We start from the raw sequence: 26,482 nt of genomic DNA on the forward strand, positions 1-26,482 counted from the left end.
GCCCGTCCGGTGCCTCACACCCTGCGCCACCGTGCCATCGCGAACGAGAACAGCCCGAACAGGACGAGGCCGGCGGCGACGCAGGCCAGCAGCCACGGGCCCATCGGCGTTCCGGCGAAGGACCGCAGCGTGCCGTCCATCCCCTTGGCCTGGTCGGGCCGGTACTCCACGGCGGCCCGGACCGCGAAGGCACCCGCCGCCGCGAACACCACACCGCGCGCGGCCCCGCCGCCGACTCCCGTCGTGTCGACAGCCCCGCGGACCCGCCGCGACATCTCACCGAGCTTGAGGTGCTTGTGGTACTTGCGCATCACGGCCCGTACGGCGATCCAGACGCCCGCGACGACCAGACCCGCCCCGGCGGCACCGACGATCCACTGGCCACCGGGCATGCCCAGCGCCTTGGCCGTGACGTCCTGGGACTGCCGGTCGCCCGAACCGCTGCCGCGCGAGCCGGCCGCGAAGGCCAGCACGGAGTAGGCGACGAACCCGTAGAACACGCACCGCCCGGCCGCCATCAGGCGCTTGCCCGCCTTGCCGCCGTCCTGTCCGGCGGCGCCGAACGACGCCTCGGACAGCCGCCACAGCGCCATGCCCACGAGCCCGGCGCCCAGAGCCCACAGCAGGGCCGCGCCGAACGGCTTCGTGGCGATCTCCTGAAGGGCACCGCCCCGGTCCGCCTGCCGCCCGCCGCTGTCGCCGAAGGCGATACGCAGGGCCAGCACGCCGACCAGGACGTAGATCACCCCCCGGGCGGTCAGCCCCGCGCGGGCCGCGCCCTCACGCGCTGAGCCGGTCGCCGCACGGCGGGCGCCGATCTCTCCGTCGCGGGCCACCGACCCGGCGTTCACACGGACCGCGTCTCGTGCGCCGTACTCGAATCCAGTCGCAGCCTCATCTGAACCTCCTGGTCACCGGCCTCCGTGCCCAGCTCGTGCACGGAGAAGGCGGCACCGAGGACCTCCCGCAGACGCTGTGTCGCCTGGGGGCCACCCTGTGCCTCCACGATCGGCTGCCCCGAAAGTTCGACGACAGGCCCGGCTCTGCCGCTGGGATCTCCGGCGGTGTCGAACAGCACGGTCCACACCGTCGGCCTGCCGCTCTCGGACTCGTGGGGCTGGTCCGCCCCTTCCCGGTCCGCGGCGAAGCGGCCGCACAGGACACCGAGCACACTTTTGGCGTCGGCCGCGGAACAGTCCCCGAGCATCACGTGAACCGTTGACGCGGGCAGTTGTTGCACGCTCATGAAAACCCTCTCCCTCGCGTCGGCGAACAGGCACGCGCGCCCGCGGACGAGCACGTCGTGACAGTTGTGCGAGTACCCCGCAGTCCCGCGCGAAACGGGGAACGCACGCATTGGTTGCGCGCATACCGGCCCAGGTCAGAAAGGTCCGTGAGCTATGTTGAGTTCTCGTGGGACATGAAGGAGGCGCACCGGTGCCATCGCCGCAGCAGGCACGCGCCCAGGCATCCGCGATCACCTCGGGAAAGACGGCGCCCGAGGCGGGCGTGGCGCCCACGTCCCAGCTCAGGGAGCTCTTCGACGGACCCCGGCTCTCCCCTGGCCAGCGGCGCATCGCCCAATACCTGATCGAGCACCTCACCGAGGCCGCGTTCCTGTCGATCACCGACCTCGCCGAGCGGGTGGGGGTGAGCCAGCCCTCCGTGACGCGTTTCGCGGCGGCCGTGGGCTTCAGCGGTTACCCCGCCCTGCGCGAGAGCCTCCAGGCCATCGCGCTCAGCACCCTGGGCAGCAGCACACCGGGAACCCCCGCCGAGGTCACCAGCAACGAGCTCCAGGCCGCGGTGGACGCCGAGATCGAGAACCTGGAGAACCTGCGGCGGGACTTCACCGATCCCGACCAGATCATCCGCGTCGGCCGGGCCCTGTCGGAGTCGGCGCCGCTGACGGTCCTCGGACTGCGGATCTCCGGCTCGCTGGCCGAGTACTTCGCCTACGCGGCCCGCCGCATCCACCCGGACGTGCGGGTGGTGACCCACGGCGGCTCGGTCGCCTACGACGCGCTGCTCCAGTCGCGAGAGGCGGGCGGCACGTGGGTCCTGGCCTTCGGGATGCCCCGGCACGCCCAGGAGACGCTCACGGCCATGCGGGTCGCGCGCAGCGCGGGCCTGCAGGTGGCCCTGGTCACCGACCTCGGGCTGGGCCCGCTGGCCGACGAGGCCGACGTGACCTTCGCCACCGGGACCGGTTCCCGGCTCGTCTTCGACTCCTACGCGGCGCCCGTGGTGCTGTCGGCGGCCCTGCTCCAGGCCATGACCGACGCCGATCCCGAGCGCACCCAGGCGCGCCTGGAGGAGTACGAGCAGGTCGCCGAGCAGCACCAGTTCTTCCTGCGGGACTGACCTCGGGGCTCGAGCCGGCCCCCGACCCCGGGTGTCGGCCCGGCATCGGCCCCGGCATCGACGGAGGGAGCCTCCGCTGTCGCGAGGAGCGCTCCGGCTTGCATGGCGGCCTCTCCCGTACCCGCTCTCACCACGGCATCACGGGATCATTCACAACAAAGCGTGCATGAATGTTTTCATGTCCTTGCGCTTCTGGCGGCATATATAAATACTTCTTTCGGATCGTGCCCCGGAGGATTCCAGGTCACGACCCATGAGCACCGGGGGCCGTCCGCTCCTACCCGCATCGGGTCCCGGGTGTTCGAGCGGGTCTCGCCTGCGAGACCCGTGGTGGCGGCCCCGGTCCCCCTATGCCGGGGCCGCCCCCAGAGTCCCCCGCCGACGTAATCCGGAAGCGATGAACATGGCCCTGACGTATTCACCGATCACCTCGGACTGGCCGTGCCAGGTCAAGACCCCCGGCAGTTTCGACTGGGAGCGATCGGCGGTGAAATGGCTGCGCGAGCTGGTGCCGAGCCGCTACGCGACCTACCCCGTCCTGCACAAGCACCCCGTCCTGCTCGCCCGCCACGCCCACCTTCAGGTGCAGCAGGAGATACGGGTCGCCCGTACGGCGCTGCAGACCGCCCGCTCCGAGCTGCCCGGCCTGGGCCTCCAGGAGGGTGTGATCGAGCACTCCATCAAGATGTACGCCGCCGAGGTGATGCAGCTCCAGCACATCGCCCGGAGCATCCGTGCGGTGTCCCAGGCGCTCCTCGACCACGCCCACCCGCGAAACTGAGGTCCCGGGCCCTGCCGTGGCCCGGCAGGACCGAGTCCGAGGGAGACAGCGTGGACAGTGCCGGGCAGCAGACCGACGGCGCCCCAGGAGGCGACGATTCCGCGGCGGCCGCACCGCTCGACGTGCGGTGGATCCACGGCTCGCCCTCGGCCAAGCACAACACGGACCCCGACATCCAGGTCCACGCCTACGACGAGCACACGGTGATCCTTCGCCAGAACATGGCGATCGACTACGAAGCGCCCTTCATGTTCCTGTTGTTCGGGACCGCGCGAGCCGTCCTGATCGACACGGGCGCCACGGCCTCGGCGGACCACTTCCCGCTGCGCCGGGTCGTCGACGAGGTGATGGACTCCTGGCTGGCCGCGCACCCCCGTGACGACTACGGGCTGCTCGTGCTGCACACCCATCCGCACGGCGACCACATCGCCGGGGACGGCCAGTTCACCGGCCGTCCCGGCACCGAGGTCGTGGACGCCGCCCTCGACAGCGCCTGGGACTTCTTCGGGTTCCACGACGATCCCGACGCCGTGGCGCGTGTCGACCTCGGCGGCCGGGTGCTGGAATGCCTGGCCACCCCCGGGCACCACGAGGCCGCGGTGACGTACTTCGACCCCTGGACCGGGGTCCTGCTCACCGGCGACACGGTCTATCCCGGACGCCTGTACGTCGAGGACTGGCCGGCCTTCACCCGCACCGTCGACCGGCTGATCGACTTCTGCGGGCGCCGCCCGGTCACCCACGTACTGGGCTGCCACATCGAGATGACCCGGGAACCGGGACGGGACTACCCCGTGCGCACCACCTACCAGCCCGACGAGCCGCCGCTCCAGATGACCACGGATCAGCTCATGGACGTCCGCAGGGCCGTCGAGTCCGTCGGCTCACGTCCCGGCCGGCATGTCTTCGACGACTTCGTCATCTGCCGCCGCGACACCCTGCGGTGAGAGAACGCGTGCCCGGACAGCACTGCCAGGGGAGCTAGCCTGGGCACGAGCGGGCACACGGGAAGGAAGCGCACCCGACGACATCTCTGGACGGACACATGGATTCGACCTCGTGGACCGTGGTCCTCGTCATCGTCGCCGTACTCGCGGCCGCCGCGCTCGCGGTGGCGCTGGTGCTCCTGCTCCGGCTCGTACGCGCCCGCCGTGACCTGCGGCGGGCCGGACTGCCGACCGGATCCCGCTGGGTGTTCTGGGGCGCCGTCGCCTATCTCGTGCTGCCGACCGACCTGCTGCCCGACCCCGTCTACCTGGACGACATCGGCGTCATGCTGCTCGCCCTGCGCTCGCTGCGCTCGGCGGTACCCTCCGGGTCGCTCCGCCCACCCCTCTCCCCCGCCAAGGGCGACCCCGGCCCGGTCCCGCGCCGGTCGCGGGAACCGTAGGCCACAGGCGGTCCGTTGAGCGGTCGACGGCCCGTGCTCCGCATCCCTGGCGGGGGGCGTGGATCACGACCTCGACGGGCGGCGGCATGAGCGAGCTGGTTCCCGGGGGCAACACGCCCCTGCCGGACGGGACCCTGACCCTCAGGGTGCCCGGCCCCTTCGACGTGTCCGCGCTCATCACCGACGACAGCGGCAAGGTGCGCGGCGACGGCGACTTCGTGTTCTACAACCAGCCGGTCGCACCCGGTGTCCGTCTCGACGGCGGCCGGCTCACCGTCGATCCGCCGCGGCTGAGGACCGGAGCCTCCCGCGTCACCGTCGTCGTCAGCCCCACCGACCTCACGACTCCCCTGGGACGGCTGCCCTCCCCCACGATTCAGGTCACCTCGGCGGACGGCCGCGTCCTCGCCCGGTTCACCCCGCCCCGGCCGGAGCGGGAGACGGTGCTGCTGCTCGCCGAGCTGTACCGGCGCGGTACGGCCTGGAAACTCCGTGCCCTCGGGCAGGGGTACGCCGACGGACTGGCGGGCGTCGCACGGGATTTCGGGGTCGATGTCACCGAGGACAGCGCGCCGTCGGGCGGCGCGGCGGCGCCCGACGGCCCCTACGGGGTGGGCGGTAGGCGGCCCATGAGGGTGCCGAATCCGGGGCCGGCCTTCGCGCGGGGCTCCGCGCCGGGCGTCACGCCGCACGTCGCGCCGGGCGCCCGGCGGCCGGGCGCGGCTGCCCGGGGCGGATCGCCGGGGGCGCCGGGAGGCGGCCCCGACCCCGACGGATTCCTGGGACCGGTGAACTCCGCGCGCGCCGCCGCCGGTTCCCCGCCCGTCCGTCTCGACACCCGGCTGACCGCCGCCGCGCGCGGCCACTCCGCCGCCATGGCGGCCCGCGGCACGCTCGCCTCGGAGACCCCGGACGGCGTCTCTGTCTACCAGCGCGTCGTCGCGGCCGGTTACCCGTACCTGACCATCGGCGAGCATCTGGTCTCCGGCCCGCGCACCCCGCACGAATTCGTCGAGTACTGCCTCTCCGCCGAGCCGTCACGGCGCACGCTGTGCGATCCCGCCTTCGACCAGGCGGGACTGGCCGGCGTCCCCGACGCCCGCACGGGCGACCTGTACTGGACGGCGCTGTGGGCCCGGCCGTTCAGCCCGGCGGGCCTGGACCGGACGACACGCGAGGTCATCGCGCTCACCAATACCGAAAGGGCCTCGGCCGGACTGCCGCCCCTCGCCGCCGACGCGACGCTCACCGCCGCGGCCCAGGCCCACAGCGCCGACATGGTGGCCCGCGACTTCTACGCCCATACCTCCCCCGAGGGGAGCAGGCCGTGGGACCGCGCCGCCGCGGCGGGCTCCGCCCACCGCGCCGTCGGCGAGAACATCGCCTGCGGACAGCGCTCCCCCGCCGAGGTGGTCCGGGGCTGGATGGACAGTCCCGGCCATCGCGCCAACATCCTCAAGCGGGACTTCACCCACATAGGCATCGGCCTGGCCGGCGGCAGCAGGGCCGGCACGTACTGGACCCAGCTCTTCGGCGGCTGAACCGGCGTCAGCCCTCCGGGCTCGTCCGGCACTTCCCGTCCGCCGTACGGACCGGGCGGGCCCGGCGCGCGGCTTTCCGCCAATTCGCCGATTCCGTCGGCCCGTTTCCGCTGCATCCCCATGGCGTTGCAACCCTCGCGCCCCATCAGCGCGTACAGATGGTGCCGTCGCCCGCATCCGCGGCGCGGTCGGGGCCGGGACGTCGAACCGGCAGATGGCACTCGGGAGAAGCAGATGGTCTCAGCAACGGCGGTTACGGGGACGGCGCTGGGCGCGGTCGTGGCATCCCTGCTGGCGGGCCCGGCACAGGCCGTGACGCCGGCGGGCACGCACCTCTCCGGCAGCGGACGGACCGCGGTGGCCGCCGCCGCGGCGCCCGACGAGGCGGGCCTGCGGGCGATCCTGCGTACGGCACGCGGTCAGGGAGCACCCGGCGCGATGGCGAGAATCGACGACAACGGCACGGTGCACCGGCTCGTCGAGGGGGTCGACGACCGCGCCACCGGACGGACCATCAGCACGAACGACCGGTTCCGCGTCGGCAGCGTCACCAAGTCCTTCTCCGCCGTGGTGCTGCTCCAGCTCGTCGACGAGGGCAGACTGAAACTCGACAAGCCGGTCAACACCTATCTGCCGGGCCTGCTGCCCGACGACAGGATCACCGTGCGGCACCTGCTGAGCCATCGCAGCGGTCTGTACGACTACACCAACGACATGTTCGCCCGGTCCGTCTCCGGCTTCGAAACGGTCCGCAACAAGGTGTTCGGCTACCGCGACCTGGTGAAGCTGTCGCTGGCCAAACCGCGCACCAACGCACCGGGGGCCGCCTACTCGTACTCGAACACCAACTTCGTCGTCGCGGGCATGCTGATCGAGAAGCTGACCGGGCACACCGTCGCCACCGAGTACCGGAAGCGCATCTTCACCCCGCTGAACCTGACCGGCACCTTCTACGTCCACCCCGACACCGCGATCCCGGGCCGCCACGCCAACGGCTACCTCACACCCGACACGGCGGGGGCGGCGCTGGTGGACTCCACCAAGCAGACGGCCTCCTGGGCGCAGAGCGCAGGCGCCGTCATCTCCACGCCGCACGACCTGGACACCTTCTTCTCCGCGCTGCTGCGCGGCAAGCTCATGTCCGCCGCCCAGCTCACCCAGATGACGAAGTGGACGCGGGTCAACAGCACCACGTCCTACGGCCTCGGGCTCCGCCGCCGCGAGCTGTCGTGCGGGATCTCGGTCTACGGGCACACCGGCACCGTGCAGGGCTACTACACGTACGCCTTCACCACGAAGGACGGCAAGCGCAGCCTCACCGCCCTGGCCAACACCTCCAACAACACCGCCGTGCTCAACACCATGTACCGCGCCCTGGAGCCCGCGTTCTGCGGCAAGCCCACGACCAGGGCCGCCGCTCGGGCCGCCGCACCCGGCGTGGCGCCCATGGAGCGGCACGAGGACATCGCGCCCTCCGTCCGCCGCGACTGACCCGCCGGGGGCCCGCGCCGCGTCTCACCCCCGGGAGTTCGGCCGCCGGTGCCGCGGCTGGTCAGGGGCGGGGCGCAGCCTCGGTGCCGGGATGGGCAGACTGCGGGGCTTGTCGGCGTCGACGGTGAGGGTCTCGTGATGGTGGCGGATCTCCAGCGGGCCGCCGGACGCGAGCGTGTAGGTGGCGACGTCCTGCCCGATCTCCACGCGCAGCCGGTGTCCGAGGACCTGGAGGGAGAAGGCGAGGCGGCTGAGCCGTTCCGGCAGCCGGGGTGCGAACTCCAGGGTGTCCCCGTGGTGGCGCAGCCCGCCGAAACCGGCGACCAGAGCCGTCCAGGTCCCGGCGAGCGAGGCGATGTGCAGGCCGTCCCGGGTGTTGTGCTCCAGGTCCTGCAGATCCATCAGCGCGGCCTCGACCAGATAGTCGTAGGCGAGGCCCGGATGACCGGTCTCGGCGGCGATCACGGCCTGGCAGCAGGCCGACAGGGAGGAGTCGCGGACGGTGAGGGGTTCGTAGTAGGCGAAGTTGCGGGCCTTGTGCTCCTCGTCGAAGAACGGGCTGCACTTGTAGAGGGCGAGCACCAGGTCGGCCTGCTTGACGACCTGCTTGCGGTAGATGTCGAAATAGGGGAAGTGCAGCATCAGCGGGTACTGGTCGGGACGGGTGGAGGTGAAGTCCCAGCGCTGATAGCGGGTGAATCCGGCGTGCTGCTCGTGGACCCCGAGCTCGTCGTTGTAGGGGATGTGCATCGCGTCGGCCGCGTCGCGCCAGGCCGCGCTCTCCTCCTCGTCGACGCCGAGCTCCGCGGCCCGCCGGGCGTGCCGCTCGACCGCGTCGGCGGCGGCCAGCAGGTTCGCGCGGGCCATCAGGTTGGTGTACGTGTTGTCGTCGGCGACGGCGCTGTACTCGTCGGGCCCCGTCACCCCGTCGATGTGGAACCTCCCCTGGTGGTCGTGGTGTCCCAGGGAGCGCCACAGCCGCGCCGTCTCGGTCAGCAGCTCGACGCCGGTGTCGCGTTCGAAACGCGTGTCGCCCGTGGCGGCGGTGTAGCGCACGACGGCGTCGGCGATGTCGGCGTTCACATGGAACGCGGCGGTGCCCGCCGGCCAGTACGCCGAGCCCTCCGATCCCGCTATGGTCCGCCACGGGAACGCGGCTCCCCGCAGGCCGAGTTGGGCGGCCCGTTCGCGCGCCGCGGGGAGGGTGTTCTGGCGCCAGCGCAGCGCCTCGGCGACGGCGCCCGGGGCGGTGTAGGTGAGCAGCGGCAGGACGAAGGTCTCGGTGTCCCAGAAGGCGTGGCCGTCGTATCCGGAGCCGGTCAGGCCCTTGGCGGGGATGGCGCGCTGTTCGGCGCGGGCGCCCGCCTGGAGCACGTGGAAGAGGGCGAAGCGGACGGCCTGCTGGATCTCCTCGTCGCCGTCCACCTCGACGTCGGCGCGTGCCCAGAAGTCGTCGAGGTAGGCGCGCTGTTCGTCGACGAGCCGGCGCCAGCCGCTGTGCCGGGCGGCGGCGAGGGCCGCGTCGACCTGGTCGCGCAGGGCGGGCAGGGAGCGGTTGCCGGACCAGCCGTAGGAGACGACCTTCTCCAGGCGCAGGGTGTGGCCCGGCTCCAGCACGGAGGTGACGGTGAGGCGGGCGAGGTCGTCGCTGCTCTCGCCGCTCAGGGTGGTCCTGTCGGGGCCGCTGACCGCGTGGTCCGCGGCCGCCGCGACCCGCAGGGCGCTGTGCCGGGTTCGGTGCACGAGCCGCAGCCGGCCTCCCGCCGCGAAGTGTTCCTCCGGCTCCAGCGGCGACTCCAGGGCGATCGCCGCGCGCGGATCGCCTTCGCGTCCGGGCAGTTGCTCGTTGGCGACGAGCTCCGACTGGACGACCACTCTGATCCGGCTGTCGACGGGCTCCACCTCGTAGGCGACGGCCGCGATCGCCCGCTGGGTGAAGGAGACGAGCCGGGTGGAGCGCACCCGGACCGTGGAGCCGGCCGGTGAGGTCCACTCGCAGGTGCGGGTGAGGAGCCCGGTGCGCAGGTCGAGGACGCGTTCGTGGGAGCGCAGCCGTCCATAACGCAGGTCGAACGGTTCGTCGTCGACGAGCAGCCGGATGAGCTTGCCGTTGGTGACGTTGATGACGGTCTGCCCGGACTCCGGATAGCCGTAGCCCGCCTCGGCGTAGGGCAGAGGGTGTGTTTCGTGGACGCCGCCCAGGTAGGTGCCGGGAAGGCCGTGGGGTTCGCCCTCGTCGAGGTTGCCGCGCCAGCCGATGTGGCCGTTGGCGAGGGCGAACACGGACTCGCTCTGCGGCAGCAGCCCGAGGTGCAGCTCGCTCTCGCGCAGGCTCCAGGGTTCGACTCCGTACGAGGAATGAGTGATCACGCGCGCTCCCCCAGTTCGTCGAGATCCTGTACGACGATGTCGGCGCCGTGGGCGCGCAGGGCGGCGCTCTGGCCCACGCGGTCCACGCCGACGACGTACCCGAAGTGGCCCGAGCGGCCCGCGTCCATGCCGGCCAGCGCGTCCTCGAAGACGGCCGCCTCGGACGGCTCGACGCCGAGGTCCTTGGCCGCGGCGAGGAAGGTGTCGGGGCGCGGCTTGCCCGGGAGCCGCCGTTCGGCGGCGACGACGCCGTCGATGCGTACGTCGAAGAGTGCCTCCGCCCCCACCGAGCGCAGGACGTCCCGGCAGTTGGCGCTGGAGGAGACGACCGCGGTCCGCAGGCCGTGCGCCCGGACCGCCTCGATGTAGCGCAGCGTGCCGTCGTAGGCCTCGACCCCGTCGTTGCGGATCATGTCGAGAAGCAGGTCGTTCTTGCGGTTGCCGAGTCCGTGGACGGTGGCCCGGTCCGGCGGGTCGTCGGGGGTTCCGTCGGGGAGTTCGACGCCGCGTGAGGCGAGGAAGGACCGTACGCCGTCGGCTCGGGGCAGGCCGTCCACGTACGCGGCGTAGTCGGCGTCGTCGAAGGGACGGAATCCGTCGCCGTCGCGTCCTCTCAGGAAGTCGTCGAACGTCCGCTTCCAGGCGGCCGCGTGGACCACCGCGGTTCTGGTGATGACCCCGTCGAGGTCGAAGAGGCAGGCCAGGATCTGTTTCGGCAGGCCGAGCTCAGTCATACGAGGAGTCTGCCCCCGGGAACCGTCTCCACCGGGTGGCGAGCGCCACATCACCGCCCTGGCTCAGGAACCGTCGCCGCCGTTCCCGGCCCTTCCCCGCCCTTCCCGGCCTTCGGCCCGTCCGGTACGGGACTTCCCCCGCGCCCCGCGTCGCCGATACTGGAGGGCATGGAGACCGCTGCCCCCGCGTCCTTGTCCGGACTCGTATGACCGAGGTGTGTCCGTCCTTCGACGACCTGGTGGAACGGGCCGCCGCGCTCGTACGGCCCGGCCGGCGCGCCCTTCTCGGGATCGCCGGCAGTCCGGGGGCGGGCAAGACGACGCTAGCCGAGCGACTGGTCAGGCGGCTCGACGAGGTCGGGCCCTTCCGTGTCGCGCACGTGCCGATGGACGGGTTCCATCTCGCGGACGCCGAGCTGGACCGGCTGGGGCGCAGGGACCGGAAGGGGGCTCCGGACACGTTCGACGCGGCGGGGTACGCGGCGCTGCTGCGCAGACTGCGCGAGGACGAGGAGGAGCTCGTCTACGCGCCGGGTTTCGAGCGGGTCCTCGAACAGCCCCTGGCGGGAGCCCTCGCGGTTCCCCGGGCCGCGCGTCTGATCGTCACCGAGGGGAACTACCTGCTGCTGCGCGAGGAAGCGTGGGCGCGGGCCCGGGCGCAGCTGGACGAGGTGTGGTTCTGCGAGCTCGACGAGGCCGACCGTATCCGGCGGCTGGTCGCGCGCCACGAGGAGTTCGGGAAGGACCACGACACGGCGGTGGCGTGGGTGCTCGGAACGGATCAGCGTAACGCCGAGCTGGTCGCCGCGACCCGGGACCGCGCCGACCTCGTCGTCGGACCGGCGGTCGTCGGGACTGCCCTCGGCGGGACGGCTGTCGGCCGTGCACGGGAACGGCAGGTATAGGGGGCCGGGGCGGAGGGAGCGAGCGTCACCGCGCCGGCCGCCCCGGCCGTCTCAGGGGGCCGCCGTCCTGGATTCCAGGTCGGCCCGGGTGTCGTTGCCGTAGACGCCGGACTCGTCGCCCCGGATGCCGTACCAGAGCTGGAAGCGGGCGACGGCGGCCGTGAGCGCGGCGTCGTAGGTGCCGCTGGCGCTGCCGTGGTCGTACACGTTCGGGACACGGAGCAGGCGTTGCTGAAGAGCGGTCACCTCGGGGCCGCTGTCACCCTCCCGGAGCGTGCCGGCACCGTCCGGATCGGAGGCCCCGTCCGCTGCCCGGTCGGCCGGTGCGGTCGAGGAGTGTTCTCCTGTCGCCCCGGACGCGTCACCCGGGGCCCCGCCCGGCACCAGGAGGGCGAGGGCGAAGCCGGTCAGGCCCGCCGCCGTGATGGCGAGCGTGATCGCGGCCCGGCGCAGGCCCGCGCCACGGGCCGGGCCGTGGGCGCCTCCGGGCCTCTTCTCGTGCGGGCGTCCGCCCCCGGGAGATGTCCCCTCGGCCGGGTCGGCCCCGTACACCTGCGGAGTGTCGGCCGTGTAGTCCTCGCCTCCCGGGACCGGGGGCAGTTCCTCGGTCTCGTCCTCCTCCACCAGGACGGGCAGGAGCCGTACGGGGGGTGTCGGCTCGTAGACCGGACCGAAGTCGTCGTCCGCGTCGGTCATCCCCTCCTTCTCGCGCACCTGCCGGAGCAGCTCCGCCAGGGACTCCGAGCGGCGGCTGCGCTCGACGTGCGTGGGTTCGATCACGGAGCGCCCGGTGGACCTCCCGCGTTCGGGCCGTGTCGGCACACTGCTCTCCTTCCGTCCACGCGGTCTCCCGCCGTCCCTGTGCAGTGATACGCGAGCGCGGGCCGGGACGTTCACCGCCCCCGCTCCTCGGTGATCACCAACGGGTCACCCTTGCCATGGACGGGTGAACTCGGCTGCTCTCGGACGCCGTTGACGTCGCGGGTAGCGCACGCTTCCTCGCGCGGACGCCGGACTCCCTGCCTTGGCCAATCCATGAACCGAGTTGGCGGAAGGTTGACCAGTTCCCTGGAGATCACTGACGGACGCGTCCATAGGGTCGGCCGCATGCCCCCACAACCTCCCATCCCTCCGGCGTTGCCGGTCCTGCCGTACCGGAAGCCCACGCGCGACCGGGACTACTGGGTCTTCGACGACGTGCTGCCCGATCCTGATGCCGTACGAGCCCGGTGCGTCGGAAGGGACGACTGGGCCAAGGGCCATCCGTACACCTCGGAGAGCTGGCCGGGCCTGCGGACGATGCCGGGGCTGGAGCAGGACGAACTGGCGGGTGTGGAGCGGCTGGTGAGGAAGGCCACCGGCGCCCGGGAGCTGTGGCAGCAGTCGACCCCGTCGGGCGCCACGCTCAACCACAACTGCGTCCAGGTCGTCGGCAAGGACGAGGGCGAGCCCCGCCCGCACACGGATTCCCGCGCCCTGTGCCGTTACGCGGCGGTGCTCTATCTGAACCCGAACGCCCCCAAGGACTGCGGAACGGCCTTCTTCCGGCAGTCCCTGCCCGGGGGTCGGCTCGGCGGCAACGTCGTCGTCGCGCCGCACAACAATCTGGTCGAGGCCCTCGGCACGCGGTTCGTCCCGCCGGACTCCTTCGTCGAGGACATCCGCGTCCCGCACCGCTACAACCGGCTGCTCCTCTACAACGCCAACCTGATGCACAGCGCCACCGGCTACTGCGGGACCACCATGGAGGACAAGCGGATGACCGCCGTCTTCTTCTGGATGGCGTGACCAGGACAGCCCCTCGTCAATTACCAGGCGAAAACCAGACATTCTTCGACGACAGAGGGATTACATCCGCGCCAAGTTCTGGTGGCCGGGAAGTGTGCTCGTCATGATGGGCGCATGACCTTGGCCTCCAGAGCCATGACGCGACTGGCCGGCTGGCCGGACCTCGCGGAGTCCCTGCCGAGCTGCGGCACGGGACGCGCACTGTGCGCCGCGCAGTGCGAGATCGTCCACTTCCATTCCGAACACGATGTCGACCTGCATCTCACCGACCGGGCCATCCGGCGCTTCGAGGACCAGCTCAGGACCTCGACGGCGATCCGCATGGTGCCCGGTTCCCGCTGGGTGACCATCCATCTCGAAGTCGACTCGGACATCGATCTCCTGCTGACCCTGGTGAGCGTCGCCCTGCAGGCCCATCGGAACGGGCACATGGCGGGCGACGACATATTCTCGACGGCCTGCAACGACCGCTGACCGCGGCGCCGACAGGAGGACAGCGAGCCTCGGCACTCGTGCGGGAACGAGTGCCGAGGCTCTTCTCACCGCGTCGTCCGGGGGCGATGACGCGGCGGGCCGGGGGCGGGCGCCCGTCGCACGCCTACGGCGGGCGGCGCACGGCCGCCCGAGGCCGTCCCGGGAGTGAGTGGTCGAAGAACACCGGACCCCTCGGTCAGGAGGGCCACGGCTCGACCACATAGTCGATCACCACTTATGCACTGTCAACTTCACTCTCTGCGCGCGGAGTTCACCTGTGAGCGCGCAACAGCCGCATGAGGAACCCCGCACTCCCAGGAGCGATCCGCACCGATCCCGGAGCTGATTCCGGGTGCGGATCCCGGAGCGGATCCCGTGCGCGTTTCCGGCCGGGACGCTCAGGAAATCCCGGCCGGGACGGTCAGGGAACTCAGCCCCTTGCCCTGAGGGCACCGAGTGCCACCACCTCGACTTCGATGCCGGCTCCCTGGCGCGCGGTCCAGGAGATCGAGTCGGCCTTCGCGCGAGACCGAGCGCGGACCGGCCGCCGACACCCTTCTTCACGAAAGGTACGGAGTTTCATTTGAAAGGTACGGAGTACTTTACGAGGTGGCACTCAGTGCCATAGCCTGTGGTCGTGCACGGCGATCCGCGCACATCAGATTCCGGCCGAGCGCAGGGAGATGACAGCGTGTATTACCCAGGAATCGCCCTTCACCCGGGCCTGAACGCCTCGACGGACGTGCTCGACGCGGGATCCGTGGAGCGCCTCGACACCGCTTCGGCGCAACGCGCCGGGGACGTGCTGCTCTTCCAGCGGTGCCACTGGTGCGCCACCGCCATGTACAACCGCCTTCTCTGTCCCGTGTGTGCGGGCAGCGACCTGCGGACGGAGGCGAGCGCGGGCACGGGCGTCGTGCGCCACTCCACGGTGATCCACCGCAACACCCCGGCCGCCCGCAATGTCTCCCTGATCGAGATGGCGGAGGGCTTCACGGTCCGGGGCCGGGTCATGGGTTCGCCCGCCACCATCCACAGCGGCGACCGGGTCCAGCTCTCCACCGCCCAGGACCCGGTGCGCCGGCAGCCGGTGTTCCAGCTCATCGACGGCCCGTACAGCGCCTGGAGCTGAAGAACCCACCCAGCGACGGCAGGACCCGGAGCCTGCCCCCAGCGGTGTTCCACTTCGGCGCGCCCGCCGAGGCCAAGGCCGGGTACCGCCGCGTGGAGCTGTACGTCCCCGGCGACCACCGCGACGTCCTCGCCGCTCACCTCGACGCATGCCGTGAGCGCCAATCCGCCGAGACCCTGCTGCGTCTGCCGACCGGGGCGTGGACGACGCAGGCCCTGGCCGCGTTCGCACGGCTGGAGGTGGCCGACGCGATGGACGAGGAGCGGGGCGTCGGCGTGGCGGAACCGGCGCGGGCCGTCGGCGCCCTCGAGCCGAACCTGGCCACCCTGCTGCGCTACCTCACCATGCTCGGCGTGGTGCGCGAGGACCGCGACGGTTTCCGGCTCACGGACACCGGCGGGCTGCTGCGCGCTGCGCCTTCCGGGCGGGCGACTTCGCGGACGTACCCGCGGGCGGCGACGTCTACGTCCTGTCCCGCGTCCTGCACGACTGGGACGACGACCGCTGCCGCGAGATCCTGCGCCACTGCGCCCGCGCGATGCACGAGAGCGCCGATCTGCTCGTCGTCGAACGGGTCCTGCCCGCCGACGGCTCGGCCTCGCCGGCCACGGCCTGGGACCTGCACATGATGTGCAACGTCGGCGGTCGCGAACGGCGCGCCGACCACTACGCCCGGCTCTTCGCCGACGCGGGCCTCACCCTGGTGGGCCGGACGCCGCTGCCCTGGACGGCAGCGTGCTGCACGCCCGCAGGACCGGGCCGGCGCACACGGCGCCCGGGTTCCAGGTGTACCGACCCGCGGGGTTGTCGACGCGGCTGAACGAACCGGCGTACGAGGCCGGTTCGTTCAGCCGCCGGGCGACGGCCGTCAGCTGTAAGTGATGTCGGACGTCGCGTACTTGCAGTAGGTGCTGTCGGGGCCGCTGCCGTTCGTGGTCGGCTCCGCCCCGGTGTTGTTGCCTATGTACTTCTGGCAGGGGACGATCTTCTTGCTGCTGTCCCCGACGATCTTGATGGACTTCAGGGTCGCACTGTCGCCGTAGTTGGTGTTGATGCCGACGAGCTTGCTTCCCTTGTAGGTCGCCTCGATGCCGTTGAGATTGATCGTCCGTTTGTACTGCGTCTTGCAGTTGCCGCAGGACCGGACGAACGTGCCGAAGGTCTGCACCGCGAAGTTCGACACGTTCAGCGTTCCGGCGCCGTTGAACTGGAACACCTTGTCGCTGGCCGCCTTCGCGCCACCGCCGCTGACGGTGTAGACGTTGGACGACGAGGAGCCGAGGAACGTCGCCGCGTCCTCGCCGACGTCCTCCCACCAGACGTTCTGGAGTGTGCAACTGCCCAGGCAGTGGATGCCGTCGGCGGCGGGCGCGCCGATGATGACGTTCTTCAGGACAGTGCCCGCCGCCAGTTCCAGGATCGGCCCCTGGTCCTCGTCCTGGCTGTCCGAGCCCAGGTCACCGGTGCCGTAGAGACGCTTCATCCCGTAGTCCTTGGTACCGGAGACCGAGATGGTGGAGGAGACGGCCTGGCTGCCGGTCGCGGTGGGCCAGGTGGCGGCGCTCGCCGGTGTCAGGGCGCCGTCGGCCATCACCATGGCGGCCGAGAGGCCGAGCGCGGCGAGGGTGCCGGTGAGGGCGCGCCGCCTGGCGCGCGGACGTGCTGATGACGTCATGTCCGGATGCCTTCTTCCTGTGGGGGTGGTGGAGTTCGTCAGAGCTTTCCGGTGCCCGCGCCGGACGTCACCGAGGCGACGACGGTCGAGGCCGGCTCGGCGGTGTAGCTGTAGGGCGGCTTCGTGAACGTGCCGACCTGCGAGATCTCGGTCGCGGCTCCGCCGAGATCGTTGCCGGTGAGGTTGGCGTAGCCGTCCACGTCGCTGTCGCGGTTCGTGGTGACGGCGACGGCCGTGCTCCGGAACACGTTGTTCTCCACGAGCATCTGGGCGCCCATGCGGGAGTGCACCGCGGTGTCGGCGCCGACGACGTAGTTGTCGTAGACGTGCCCGGTGCCGAAGCGCAGGCTGGGGATACGGGAGTTGACGTTGTTGAACCAGTTGTGGTGGTACGTCACCCGCAAGTGCCCGGTGTCTTCACTGGCGTTGCTGTCACTGTGGCCGACGAGCGAGCCCTTGTAGTGGTCCTTGAAGGTGTTCCAGGAGACGGTGACGTAGTCGGAGGCGTGGGTGATGTCGAGCAGGCCGTCGTAGTAGTCCTTGTCGTGGTCGCGGTCGGACGAGAAGGCGTTGTGGTCGATCCACACCTTCGTCGAGGCCTGCACGGTGATCCCGTCGGCGGGCGCGACCGGCTTGCTGATGTTCAGGTTGCGGACGACGACGTTGGTGACCTTCTTCAGGCGCAGTCCGCCGCCGGTGAACCCGGACGCCGAACCGACGCCCAGGACCGTGGTGTTGGAGCCGATGTCGACCTGACCGCTGAGCGAGATCAGGCCGCTGACCTTCACGACCTTGGCCGTGTCACCGGTGACGGCGGTCTTGAAGGCGGCGAGTGTCGTGACGGTGACGGCGGTCGCGCCGCCGCCACCGGTGGTCCCGGCACCGAAGCCGACCGGCGCGGTCTCGGCGGCTCCGGCCGGCTGCGGCAGTACGAGTGCCGTGGCGACCGCCAGGGTGGCGGCCCCGGCCGTCAGCAGGGCCAGGCGGGGGCGCTTGCGTGGGGGGAGCGTACGCATGCGGGTGTGTCCCTTCAGAGGCGACTCTGGACATGTACACGGATGCCGTACCTGTATCTGAACAGCGCAGAGTGTGTGACATGACGTTCATGGACCCGAAGCGAGCTGGATAAGACGACTTGCCCTGGTGGTGCGGCTCGGAGATCTGATGTCTCGTATACGAGATGTCACACACGGGCCACGCTGCTGAACGGGAACGTAAACGGTAAGCGCTTTCTAGTCAACGCTTCCGGCAGCACTCATCCGGCCAACTCCCGTAACAGCCGCGAACCCACGCCACTGTGGAAGGTGGGGCGGGCATGCGAAAGGGAGGGCGCCCTCGGCGCCCTCCCGGGATACGGCACACGGCTCGAAAGCCGTCCTCACGACGGACTACGTCACTGGGACAGGGTGATACGGATGCCGACCGTGCCGCTCTCGCCGCGGCGCAGGCGGCTGCCGAACAGGGTGAGACGGCCCGTCACGCCGTACTTGCGGGCGATGAGCTTCCGGTAGCGGGCCGTCTCCGCCGCGTCGACGATCTCGGCCGTGCCGGGGACCGGCTCCCCCGTCGGCCTGCCGCGCACGTCGCACGGACCGACCAGGACATCGGCACGGTTGCGGATGCGCTTCACCTTCCAGCTGTCCGCGACGGTCCAGGCGCCCAGCGCCGTCCCGTCCCGCACCACCCACACGGGTGTGGCGACCCCCGTGCCGTTCTTGCGATAGCTGGTGATCAGCAGGTACTTGCCCGATCCCAGCGCGTCCAGCGAGGCCTCGTCCATGGCGGAAGTGTATGCGGGACGGTCCACGGCCCCCTCGGCGCCGGAGCCGTCCGGGTCAGGACAGCTCGCCGTCGTAGTCCGGCAGCTTGAACGTGCGCTCCGCGTGGCCGCCGGCCAGGTCGGTGGTGTTGTTGCCGATGTTGGCGATGATCGTGTAGCCGCGGGACTCGATCTCCGCGCGCTTGCCGGTCTTGTAGGCGCCGACCTCACCGAACAGGTCCGGCAGATCCCGCACGTAGAGTCCGTCCACCGGGTAGCCGACGCACTTCAGGTTCCACTTCGTCTCACTGGCGATGATGCCCGGACGCGCGGTCACGAAGAACACGGCCACGCCCCGGGAGTGCGCGTAGCGGGCGAGTGCGAGCGAGGCCTCGACCGCCGGGGTGGGCAGCTCGTACCAGGGGTGGAAGTCGGTCTCCAGCGCGGTGTTGTCGATGTCGAAGACGACCGCGAGCTTCCGGCCGCCGGCGTTCGCGGTGCGCTGCTCGACGTACGGCACCGCCTGGTCGATGACGGCCTGGACGTCGTTCTGCCAGGTGGCGTAGTCGACACCGGCCGCCGCGGAGGCACTGGCGACCGTCCGGGCCGGGGCCGCGACGGCGGACCCGGCCGCGGTGGCCGTCCCCCCGATCCCGAGCGCCACGACCGCCGACACCACGCCCATCCTGCGCACCACACCGCGTCCCGTCATGCCTGTCCCCTTTTCGCATCTGTCCGTCGGAGTGCGTGAGTTGGTCGAACCCACGCATCGAGACGGCGACGGTGCCTGCGACCGTCGCCGTGGCGGAAATGATCCTGGCAGCCCGTGTACGGAGGGGGAAGAGGTAGTTACCGATCGGTAGAGATCGTGCTTCGCGCTCTTCGGGGTACCCGCCGTGCAGTGGCACGCGTCCGCGACCCGTGTGAGCCTGGGCTCGCGGCTGGCACCAGTGGAAAGAGGCTGCTCTGATGCAAGGACCGAACATCGTCATCGTCGGCGCGGGTTTCGCCGGAGTCGAGGCCGCCAGAAGCCTGGAACGGACGCTCACCCCCGGCGAGGCCAGGGTCACCCTGATCAGCCCCACCGACTATCAGCTCTATCTGCCGCTGCTGCCCCATGTCGCCGCCGGTGTCGTCACACCTCAGTCCGTCGCGCCCTCGCTGCGCCGGATCCTGCACCGCACCGCGCTGGTGCCGGGCGGAGTGATCGGTGTCGACCCGGAAGCCAAGGTGTGCGTGGTCCGGAAGATCACCGGAGACCTCGTCGATCTGCGCTACGACTACCTGGTGCTCACTCCGGGAAGCGTGACCCGCACCTTCGACATCCCCGGGCTGGCGGAGGAGGCGCGCGGGATGAAGACGCTCGCCCAGGCCGTGTATCTGCGCGATCACGTGATCGCGCAGCTCGACCTGGCGGCGGCCACGTCGGACTACGACGAGCAGGCCGCGCGGCTCCAGTTCGTGGTGGTCGGCGGCGGGTACGCGGGCACCGAGACGGCGGCCTGTCTCCAGCGCCTGACCACCGCGGCGGCACGGCGCTACCACCCCCGTATCGACCCCGGTCTCATCAAGTGGCATCTGATCGACGTCGCCCCGAAGCTGCTGCCCGAACTGGGGGACAAACTGGGCGCGAGCGCGCTGCGGATGCTCAGCGAACGCGGCGTACGGATCTCGCTGGGCACCTCCGTCGCCTCCGTCACCAAGGACGAGATCACCCTCACCGACGGGCGGGTGCTGCCCTCGCGGACGCTGGTGTGGACCGCGGGCGTCGCGGCGAGTCCGCTGGTCGACTCACTGGGCGCGGAGACGGTGCGCGGACGGCTCGTCACCGAGCCCGACTTCAGGGTGCCGGGAATCGACGGGGTGTTCGCGCTGGGCGACGCGGCGGCGGTGCCCGACCTGGCCAAGGGCGACGGCTCCGCCTGCCCGCCGACCGCCCAGCACGCGGCCCGGCAGGGCCGGCACGCGGCCAAGGTCCTCGCGGCGAAGCTGCGCGGCGAGCCCACCCTGCCGTACCGGCACAAGGACCTCGGTCTGGTCGTCGACCTCGGCGGCCACGACGCCGTGTCCAAACCGCTCGGCATCGGCCTCAAGGGCGCGCCCGCGCAGCTCGTGGCCCGCGGATACCACCTGTACGCCCTGCGCACGGGCGCCGCCCGGTTCCGTACGGGTGCCAACTGGCTGCTCAACGCCGTCGCGGGAGACGACTTCGTCCGCACCGGCTTCCTCGCGGACCGCAAGGGAACCCTGCGGGACTTCGAACGGACGGATGTGTATCTGAGCCGGGCCGAGGTGGCCGCCCGGACCCGCACGGGCGTCTAGGGTCTGCCGTTTGGGCCATGCGGCGGGACGCGGGGCAGGGGCACCGCGCCTCGGCGCCACTTGATCCAAACGGCAGACCCTAGGACCCCGACGCCCGTCCTGCTGTCGGACAGGGTCCGGCCCTCTCCTCGGACAGGGCCCGTTCCTCCCGTCGGACGGCGTCGCGCTCCGGTCGTCCCAGCACCCCTCGGAGTGCGGCGACTTCGGCGGCTCGAAGCCCGGGCCGGCGTCAGGAGCGCCCCCGCGCGCTTCTGACGCCGGCCCGTTCCCGACACGAACCGGCCACCTGTGCGAGAGCTCCGAAAGGCGGTGAACGCGCGGGCCGGGGCGCACGTATGAGGGGAGGGCCCTCGACCGGGGCCCTCGGCGGCGGGGCCGCCGCTCCGTACGGTTTCGGGAGCCCACGCATGAGGCACGCACGACGACGGATCGTCCAACGGGGGGCGCGCCTGGCGGCCGTCGGCGGGCTGCTCTGCGGGGGGTTCATGGTGACACGCGCCATGGCCAGCGAACCCTCCGGCGCGTCGGGCACCACGGCGAGTTCGGCGCAGGTCGCGGCGGACACGGGTGCCGGACTCGTGTCCCGGCTGGGTACCTCGCGGACGGCCGGCAACTGGATAGCCGCCGACGGGCGTCCCGTCGTCGCGGTCACCGACGCGGACGCCGCGGACGCGGTGAAGCGGGCGGGTGCTCGACCGAAGGTCGTGACGCACAGCATGCAGGACCTCAAGTCCGCGACACAGACGCTCGGTTCGGCACCCCGCGTGCCGGGCACGGCGTGGGCGGTGGACTACACGAAGAACGAGGTGGTGGTGCAGGCCGACAGTACGGTCTCCGCCACCGACTGGTCGCGCATGACGAAACTGGCCGACGGCATCGGCGACTCGGTGCGGATGCAGCGGACCCAGGGCACGTTCACCACGCGGGTGAACGGCGCGCAGGCGATCTTCTCGACCGGCGGGCGCTGCTCGGCGGGGTTCAACGTGACCAACGGGCAGAGCGAGTTCATCCTCACGGCCGGACACTGCGGCCCCGCCGGATCGGTCTGGTTCTCCGACAACACGGGCAAGCAGCAGGTGGGCAGCACGGTCACCACGGCGTTCCCCGGCAGTGACTTCTCACTGATCCAGTACGACAACGGGCAGCAGACCTCGGCCGGGAACAACGTCGTGTCCATCGGCGGCGGCAACGGCGTACGGATCACCGGCGCCGCCGATCCGGCGGTGGGCCAGCGGGTCTTCCGCAGCGGCAGCACCAGCGGGCTGCGCGACGGCAAGGTGACCGCGCTCAACGCGACGGTCAACTACCCCGAGGGCACGGTCACCGGGCTGGTCGAGACGACGGTGTGCGCCGAACCCGGCGACAGCGGCGGCCCGTTGTTCTCCGAAGGCATCGCGCTCGGGGTGACCTCGGGCGGCAACGGGGACTGCAAGACCGGCGGTACGACGTTCTTCCAGCCCGTCACCAAGGCGCTGACGGCGCTGGGAGTGACGCTCGCGGGTCTGCCCGCGCAGGGCGCCGGTGGCGCGGCCCAGCCGTCCCTCGCCCCGTCGGCTTCGGCGATGGCCTCGCAGGGAGGGGCGCCGGGCGCGGCGGCTCCGGGCGCGGTCGAGGCGGTGGGTGAGACGGGGACGGCCGAGACGTTCGTCTCCGAGCTCACCGACCCGAACAATGTCGGGCCTGGTCTGCTCGTCATCGGGGGAAGCGTCATCGCGTTCGTGGCGACCCGGTTCATCCGCACCGAGCAGGACCGCAACGCCTACCGGCGGCAGTATTCACAGAGCTGGGGCTGAGCGGGCCGACGGAGGCCGCTGCCGAGGATTCGAGGTGAGGGCTCCCCGGGAACGGGGAGCCCTGCCGGACGTGGAGGGTCAGGCGGCCCGGGTGGCCGAGGACGACGGAGCGGCCTTCGCCCACTCCAGGACGAGGCGCTGGTACTCGCGCCGCTCGTCCATGTTCAGCGACCCACCCGCCCGGAACCAGAGAGCCCGGATCTCCTCGTTGACTTCGGCAGCGGATCGCTGAGTGTCGTTGTCAAGAGTGGTGCACATGGCGTGAAGCATACGGCCCTTGACGTGAAGATGATGTGAGTAAAGACCCACGGGGCGACATACCGGACCGTGAAGCTCGTCACTCACGTGCCGGGCTTGCGGCCGTACACGTAGACGTCGTCACCGTTCTTGAGCAGTGACCAGTACTTCTTGGCCGTCGTCGGGGTCATGTTGACGCAGCCGTGCGAGCCGGGCGGGTTCCACATGCTGAGGCCCACCGAGTGGAAGGCCTGACCGCCGTCGAAGAACTGGCTGTAGGGCATGGCCACGTTGTAGATGCTCGAGACGTGGTCGATGTCACGCCAGTAGACCTTCTTCAGGCCGGTGCGGGTCTCGTAGCCGTCCCTGCCCGTGCGGACCGGGACCGGTCCGTAGACCAGGCGGCTGCCGTCCTGGATCCAGCTGAGCTGGAGCGTGAGGTTGACGCAGGCGATTCGGCCCTTGTTCACCGGACACTTGCCGTCCCGGTTGGGATTGCTCCCCACGGCCTTCTGCTTGTTCATGAGGTCCATCACGCCCCAGGTGACAGGACCCGCGTACCCGATGTTCGGGGTGATGCCGTGCTTGTTCTGGAAGGCCTGGATCGCCTTGCAGTCGGTGGTGGACTGCCGGCCGTCGACGGGCCGGCCGAGGAACTTCTCCACCTGCTTCTGGTACGGGCCGGCGGCCGTCGTGCAGCTCGCGGCCTGGGCTGGCGTCGCGCCCAGCGCGAGGGTGAGCGGTGCCACCAGTCCGGTGAGTCCGAGCGCGACAGCTCCCCGCCTGCGTGTGTCCCCCATGGCGGACCTTCCTGTTGTGTCCATCGTGTTGTCTGCCTGCTAGACCGCCCTAGAGGGTATTGCGTTGTACGGCCGGTAAGACAGGCACGAAACAGTGACATTCCTCGCTGTGACGGCTCCGGTCCCCCGGCGGCGCGCCATCGCCCCGGGTCCGCCGGACGCCGCCCGCCGGGCCCGGCTGCGCGTCCGCTCCGGACCGGTCCGCTTTCCGCGAAGTGGACCGCTTGTTCGACGGGCGTTGCTTCTAGGCTGCCGTCATGCACCCCGCGCTCTCCGACGACCTCGACCGTCTCCCCGAACTCCTGCAGGCCGCCCGGGACTTCGCCGTCCATGAGGTGAACGGCCTCGACGGCCGTCCCGTCGCCCGGCTCGGCAAGGCGCCCGCCCCCGACCCCCTTCCGGGCCGTGGCGCCGGTGCCGAGGGCGCCCTGGCCCGGTTCGCCGGACGCTGGGCACCCGGGTTCTCCGGCTCGGCGGGCCCGCGTTACCTCGGATTCGTCACCGGCGGCGCGACGCCCGCCTCGCTCACCGGGGACTGGCTGACCAGCGCCTACGACCAGAACGTCTCGGGAGCCGCCGGATCCTTCGCGAGCGCGCTGGAGCACGAGACGCTGGGATGGCTGCGTGAGCTGTTCGGGCTCGGCGAGGAGCACCACGGGGCGTTCGTGAGCGGCGCGACGGTCTCGAACACGGTCGGGCTCGCGATCGCGCGGGAGTGGCTCGGCGAGCGCCGGGGCGTGTCGGTCGCGCACGACGGAGCCGGCGCGCTCGGTCCGGTGGACGTGCTGTCGGGCCGCCCCCATTCAAGCGTCACCAAGGCCCTGTCGATCCTCGGCCTCGGCCGGAACAGCCTGCGTCGGGTGCCGGTGCTGCCCGGCAACCGCGAGGCCGTGGACGTCGAGCGCCTCGATGCCGCGCTCACCGCGCTCGACGGGCGTCCGGCCGTCGTCGTGGCGAACGCCGGGACCGTCGACACGGTCGACTTCGACGATCTGCGGGCCATCGCCGCGCTCAGGGAACGCCATGACTTCTGGCTGCACGTCGACGCGGCGTTCGGCGGATTCGCCGCGCTGTCGCCCGCGTACTCCTCGCTGGTGGCGGGCCTGGACGACGCCGATTCCGTCTGTGTCGACCTGCACAAGTGGCTCAACGTCCCCTACGACGCGGCCGTCCAGTTCACCCGTCGTCAGGACCTCCAGGTCCGGGTCTTCCACAACGCCTCGCCCTATCTGGGACTCCCCGGCGCCGACCCGGACTTCCTGCACCTGACGCCGGAGAACTCGCGCCGGCTGCGCGCGCTCCCGGCCTGGTTCTCGCTGGCGGCCTACGGGCGCGAGGGGCATCGCGAGATCGTCGAGCGGAACGTCGCGCTCGCCCGGCGGCTGGGCGAGCGGATCGCCCGTACTCCGGGACTGCGGCTGCTCGCGCCGGTGCGGCTGAACGTCGTGTGCTTCACCCTCGCCGACGACCCGACCGAGCGGCGGGTGCGCGCGCTGGCCGACACCGTCGCCGCCTCGGGCGAGGCGTTCGTGACACCGACGTGCTACGACGGCACCCACGGGCTGAGGGCCGCGTTCAGCAACTGGCGTACGTCCGAGGCGGACACGGACCGGGTGTTCGCGGCCGTCGCGCGTCATCGCACGGAACCACGCCTTTGACGGCCGACGGCACATGGCCACCGGGCGGTCGTCGGTCCTCGCGTCAGGCGGGCTGCCACAGCTCGACGCGGTTCCCTTCCGGGTCGGTGACCCAGCCGAACCGGCCGACGCCGTCCATGTCCTGGGTCTCCTCCGCCACGTCCGCTCCCCGGGCACGCAGTTGCGCGAGCATCGCGTCCAGGTCGCGGACGCGGAAGTTGAGCATGGTCCGCTGGCCGGGGGACCCGAAGTAGGCGGTTCCGGACTCGAAGGTCGCGAACACGGTCGGCCCGGCTTCCGGGCGCCACAGGCCGTTCTCGTCGGCGTCCAGGCCCAGGCAGTCGCGGTACCACGCGCTCAGGGCCGCCGGGTCGCCGGCGCGCAGGAAGTATCCGCCGATTCCAAGCACACGTTCCATGGGGCCATCCTGTCAGCAGGGGCCCCGGACGGACCGGCACCACACCTGGAGCCGGCTTCAGCTTGCCTCTTCGCCCTCGCCCTCGCCCCCGATCGCCTGCCGGAACCTCTTGTTGACTCCCAGCAGGCCGCCGTCGACACACAGGGTCGTCCCGGTGATCCAGGACGCGTCGCGGGAGGCGAGGAAGGCGACGGCGGCCGCGATGTCCTCCGGTTCGCCGACCCGGCCGAGCGGGTACAACTGCCGGGCCGCCGAGGCCAGAGCGTCCTCGCGGCCTTCCCAGGCCGTGGTACGGACCGTTCCCGGCGCCACCAGGTTGACGCGGACACCCCGGTCGGCGGCGTGGCCGGCCAGCGTGCGGGTGAGCGACATCAGTCCCGCCTTGGCCGCGCTGTAGGCGTGGTTGCCGAAGTCCTGGATGCCGTTGACGGAGCCGATGGTGACGATGGCCCCGCGGCCGGAGGCGACCAGGTGCGGGAGCGCCGCGCGGGCGCAGCGGTAGGCGCCGGTGAGGGTGATGTCGAGATCACGGGCCCATGACTCGTCGCTCTCGTCCTCGAAGAGCGGGGCGTCGGGGCTGCACCGGTAGGCGTTGTTGACCAGGACGTCGAGCGAGCCGAAGGCGTCCACGGCGTACGCCACGGCGGCCTCGACCTGGGCCCGCTGCCCCACGTCGCAGGTGAACGCCTCGGCCCGCGAGCCGAGTTCACGCAGTGCGGCGGCGGTCTTCTCGGCCTCGGCCGGGTCCACGTCGGTGACGAGGACCTGAGCGCCCTCCGCGGCCAGGCGGTGGGCGGTCGCCGCGCCGATGCCGCGGGCCGCGCCCGTGATCAGAACCCCGTGTCCCTCGAAGCGCCTCATCGCAGTCATG

The 26,482-nt window shown here is 71.3% G+C and carries 26 protein-coding genes and 2 pseudogenes; 15 read left to right on the forward strand and 13 right to left on the reverse strand.

The features are described from left to right. Window positions 1-14: 14 nt before the first annotated feature. Window positions 15-836: a DUF1206 domain-containing protein gene (locus OG780_RS04860; protein ID WP_443062108.1), complete on the reverse strand. Its 822-nt coding sequence runs from the start codon at window positions 834-836 to the stop codon at window positions 15-17. 11 nt (window positions 837-847) lie between these two features. Beyond that, window positions 848-1,246: a hypothetical protein gene (locus OG780_RS04865; RefSeq protein ID WP_326783895.1), complete on the reverse strand. Its 399-nt coding sequence runs from the start codon at window positions 1,244-1,246 to the stop codon at window positions 848-850. Window positions 1,247-1,437: 191 nt separating this feature from the next. Between OG780_RS04865 and OG780_RS04870 the strand changes: the two genes are divergently transcribed. The 6 genes from OG780_RS04870 to OG780_RS04895 all read left to right on the forward strand — a co-directional run bounded on the left by OG780_RS04870 (window position 1,438) and on the right by OG780_RS04895 (window position 7,567). Further along, window positions 1,438-2,364: a MurR/RpiR family transcriptional regulator gene (locus OG780_RS04870; RefSeq protein ID WP_328445030.1), complete on the forward strand. Its 927-nt coding sequence runs from the start codon at window positions 1,438-1,440 to the stop codon at window positions 2,362-2,364. A gap of 403 nt (window positions 2,365-2,767) precedes the next feature. Then, on the forward strand, window positions 2,768-3,145 hold the full coding sequence (locus OG780_RS04875) for a hypothetical protein (protein ID WP_328445032.1): 378 nt from the start codon (window positions 2,768-2,770) through the stop codon (window positions 3,143-3,145). Window positions 3,146-3,195: 50 nt separating this feature from the next. Next, window positions 3,196-4,092 (forward strand): MBL fold metallo-hydrolase, encoded by an 897-nt coding sequence (locus OG780_RS04880; RefSeq protein WP_328445034.1) that lies wholly within the window; start codon window positions 3,196-3,198, stop codon window positions 4,090-4,092. Between the two features lie 98 nt (window positions 4,093-4,190). Then, the gene (locus OG780_RS04885; RefSeq protein WP_328445036.1) at window positions 4,191-4,535 is read left to right on the forward strand and encodes a YkvA family protein; all 345 of its coding nucleotides are present in this window, start codon (window positions 4,191-4,193) and stop codon (window positions 4,533-4,535) included. Between the two features lie 86 nt (window positions 4,536-4,621). Next, window positions 4,622-6,076 (forward strand): CAP domain-containing protein, encoded by a 1,455-nt coding sequence (locus tag OG780_RS04890; RefSeq protein WP_328445038.1) that lies wholly within the window; start codon window positions 4,622-4,624, stop codon window positions 6,074-6,076. 234 nt (window positions 6,077-6,310) lie between these two features. Continuing rightward, complete coding sequence (locus OG780_RS04895; RefSeq protein WP_328445040.1) at window positions 6,311-7,567, forward strand: serine hydrolase domain-containing protein; 1,257 nt, start codon at window positions 6,311-6,313, stop codon at window positions 7,565-7,567. Window positions 7,568-7,591: 24 nt separating this feature from the next. Here OG780_RS04895 and OG780_RS04900 read toward each other — a convergent pair whose 3' ends face one another. Then, window positions 7,592-9,937 carry a glycoside hydrolase family 65 protein gene (locus tag OG780_RS04900; RefSeq protein ID WP_328445042.1) on the reverse strand — a complete coding sequence of 782 codons (2,346 nt, stop codon included), beginning with the start codon at window positions 9,935-9,937 and terminating at the stop codon, window positions 7,592-7,594. After that, window positions 9,934-10,671 (reverse strand): beta-phosphoglucomutase family hydrolase, encoded by a 738-nt coding sequence (locus OG780_RS04905; protein WP_326783902.1) that lies wholly within the window; start codon window positions 10,669-10,671, stop codon window positions 9,934-9,936. Before OG780_RS04905 ends, OG780_RS04900 begins: the two co-directional genes overlap by 4 nt. A gap of 206 nt (window positions 10,672-10,877) precedes the next feature. On the opposite strand from OG780_RS04905, the gene OG780_RS04910 reads away from it, so the two are divergent. Further along, window positions 10,878-11,576 (forward strand): nucleoside/nucleotide kinase family protein, encoded by a 699-nt coding sequence (locus OG780_RS04910; RefSeq protein WP_443062109.1) that lies wholly within the window; start codon window positions 10,878-10,880, stop codon window positions 11,574-11,576. Between the two features lie 51 nt (window positions 11,577-11,627). Here the strand turns inward: OG780_RS04910 and OG780_RS04915 are convergent, their stop codons facing one another. After that, window positions 11,628-12,398: a peptidoglycan-binding domain-containing protein gene (locus tag OG780_RS04915; protein ID WP_328445043.1), complete on the reverse strand. Its 771-nt coding sequence runs from the start codon at window positions 12,396-12,398 to the stop codon at window positions 11,628-11,630. A 285-nt stretch (window positions 12,399-12,683) separates the two neighbouring features. Here OG780_RS04915 and OG780_RS04920 point away from each other — a divergent pair, with 285 nt between their 5' ends. From OG780_RS04920 to OG780_RS44560, 5 genes and pseudogenes are all read left to right on the forward strand, one after another. Then, window positions 12,684-13,364 carry a DUF6445 family protein gene (locus OG780_RS04920; RefSeq protein WP_328445045.1) on the forward strand — a complete coding sequence of 227 codons (681 nt, stop codon included), beginning with the start codon at window positions 12,684-12,686 and terminating at the stop codon, window positions 13,362-13,364. A gap of 114 nt (window positions 13,365-13,478) precedes the next feature. Further along, window positions 13,479-13,838 (forward strand): luciferase domain-containing protein, encoded by a 360-nt coding sequence (locus OG780_RS04925; RefSeq protein ID WP_328445047.1) that lies wholly within the window; start codon window positions 13,479-13,481, stop codon window positions 13,836-13,838. A 760-nt stretch (window positions 13,839-14,598) separates the two neighbouring features. Continuing rightward, complete coding sequence (locus tag OG780_RS04930; protein WP_392973043.1) at window positions 14,599-14,970, forward strand: Zn-ribbon domain-containing OB-fold protein; 372 nt, start codon at window positions 14,599-14,601, stop codon at window positions 14,968-14,970. Between the two features lie 92 nt (window positions 14,971-15,062). After that, window positions 15,063-15,314: pseudogene (locus OG780_RS44555) on the forward strand (methyltransferase); the annotation flags it as partial. Between the two features lie 110 nt (window positions 15,315-15,424). Next, window positions 15,425-15,790, forward strand: a pseudogene (locus OG780_RS44560) (methyltransferase); the annotation flags it as partial. Window positions 15,791-15,838: 48 nt separating this feature from the next. On the opposite strand, the gene OG780_RS04940 reads toward OG780_RS44560, so the two are convergent. The 4 genes from OG780_RS04940 to OG780_RS04955 form a co-directional block, all read right to left on the reverse strand. Next, window positions 15,839-16,645: a pectate lyase gene (locus tag OG780_RS04940; protein ID WP_328445051.1), complete on the reverse strand. Its 807-nt coding sequence runs from the start codon at window positions 16,643-16,645 to the stop codon at window positions 15,839-15,841. Between the two features lie 38 nt (window positions 16,646-16,683). Beyond that, window positions 16,684-17,661: a pectate lyase family protein gene (locus OG780_RS04945; protein ID WP_328445053.1), complete on the reverse strand. Its 978-nt coding sequence runs from the start codon at window positions 17,659-17,661 to the stop codon at window positions 16,684-16,686. A 377-nt stretch (window positions 17,662-18,038) separates the two neighbouring features. Next, the gene (locus OG780_RS04950; RefSeq protein WP_328445055.1) at window positions 18,039-18,425 is read right to left on the reverse strand and encodes a PPOX class F420-dependent oxidoreductase; all 387 of its coding nucleotides are present in this window, start codon (window positions 18,423-18,425) and stop codon (window positions 18,039-18,041) included. A 55-nt stretch (window positions 18,426-18,480) separates the two neighbouring features. Next, the gene (locus tag OG780_RS04955) at window positions 18,481-19,116 is read right to left on the reverse strand and encodes an HAD family acid phosphatase (RefSeq protein WP_328445057.1); all 636 of its coding nucleotides are present in this window, start codon (window positions 19,114-19,116) and stop codon (window positions 18,481-18,483) included. Window positions 19,117-19,373: 257 nt separating this feature from the next. Between OG780_RS04955 and OG780_RS04960 the strand changes: the two genes are divergently transcribed. Together OG780_RS04960 and OG780_RS04965 are read left to right on the forward strand one after the other, a co-directional pair. Beyond that, the gene (locus tag OG780_RS04960; protein WP_328445059.1) at window positions 19,374-20,726 is read left to right on the forward strand and encodes an NAD(P)/FAD-dependent oxidoreductase; all 1,353 of its coding nucleotides are present in this window, start codon (window positions 19,374-19,376) and stop codon (window positions 20,724-20,726) included. A gap of 407 nt (window positions 20,727-21,133) precedes the next feature. Beyond that, window positions 21,134-22,519, forward strand: coding sequence for a S1 family peptidase (locus OG780_RS04965; RefSeq protein ID WP_328445061.1), 1,386 nt, complete (start codon window positions 21,134-21,136; stop codon window positions 22,517-22,519). Window positions 22,520-22,597: 78 nt separating this feature from the next. Here the strand turns inward: OG780_RS04965 and OG780_RS04970 are convergent, their stop codons facing one another. Continuing rightward, a complete protein-coding gene (locus OG780_RS04970) occupies window positions 22,598-22,789 on the reverse strand; it encodes a hypothetical protein (protein ID WP_326783913.1) in 192 nt (63 codons plus the stop codon). A 71-nt stretch (window positions 22,790-22,860) separates the two neighbouring features. Continuing rightward, complete coding sequence (locus OG780_RS04975) at window positions 22,861-23,556, reverse strand: L,D-transpeptidase family protein (protein WP_328445064.1); 696 nt, start codon at window positions 23,554-23,556, stop codon at window positions 22,861-22,863. A gap of 257 nt (window positions 23,557-23,813) precedes the next feature. On the opposite strand from OG780_RS04975, the gene OG780_RS04980 reads away from it, so the two are divergent. Then, a complete protein-coding gene (locus tag OG780_RS04980; protein WP_328445066.1) occupies window positions 23,814-25,214 on the forward strand; it encodes a pyridoxal phosphate-dependent decarboxylase family protein in 1,401 nt (466 codons plus the stop codon). Between the two features lie 43 nt (window positions 25,215-25,257). Here OG780_RS04980 and OG780_RS04985 read toward each other — a convergent pair whose 3' ends face one another. Both OG780_RS04985 and OG780_RS04990 read right to left on the reverse strand, forming a co-directional pair. Further along, entirely contained in the window at window positions 25,258-25,611 is a 354-nt protein-coding gene (locus OG780_RS04985) for a VOC family protein (RefSeq protein WP_328445068.1), read from the reverse strand. Between the two features lie 57 nt (window positions 25,612-25,668). Continuing rightward, window positions 25,669-26,481: an SDR family NAD(P)-dependent oxidoreductase gene (locus OG780_RS04990; protein WP_328445070.1), complete on the reverse strand. Its 813-nt coding sequence runs from the start codon at window positions 26,479-26,481 to the stop codon at window positions 25,669-25,671. Window position 26,482 lies beyond the last annotated feature (1 nt).

This window comes from Streptomyces sp. NBC_00386, assembly GCF_036063235.1.
In the GTDB taxonomy this organism is placed as follows: Bacteria; Actinomycetota; Actinomycetes; order Streptomycetales; family Streptomycetaceae; genus Streptomyces.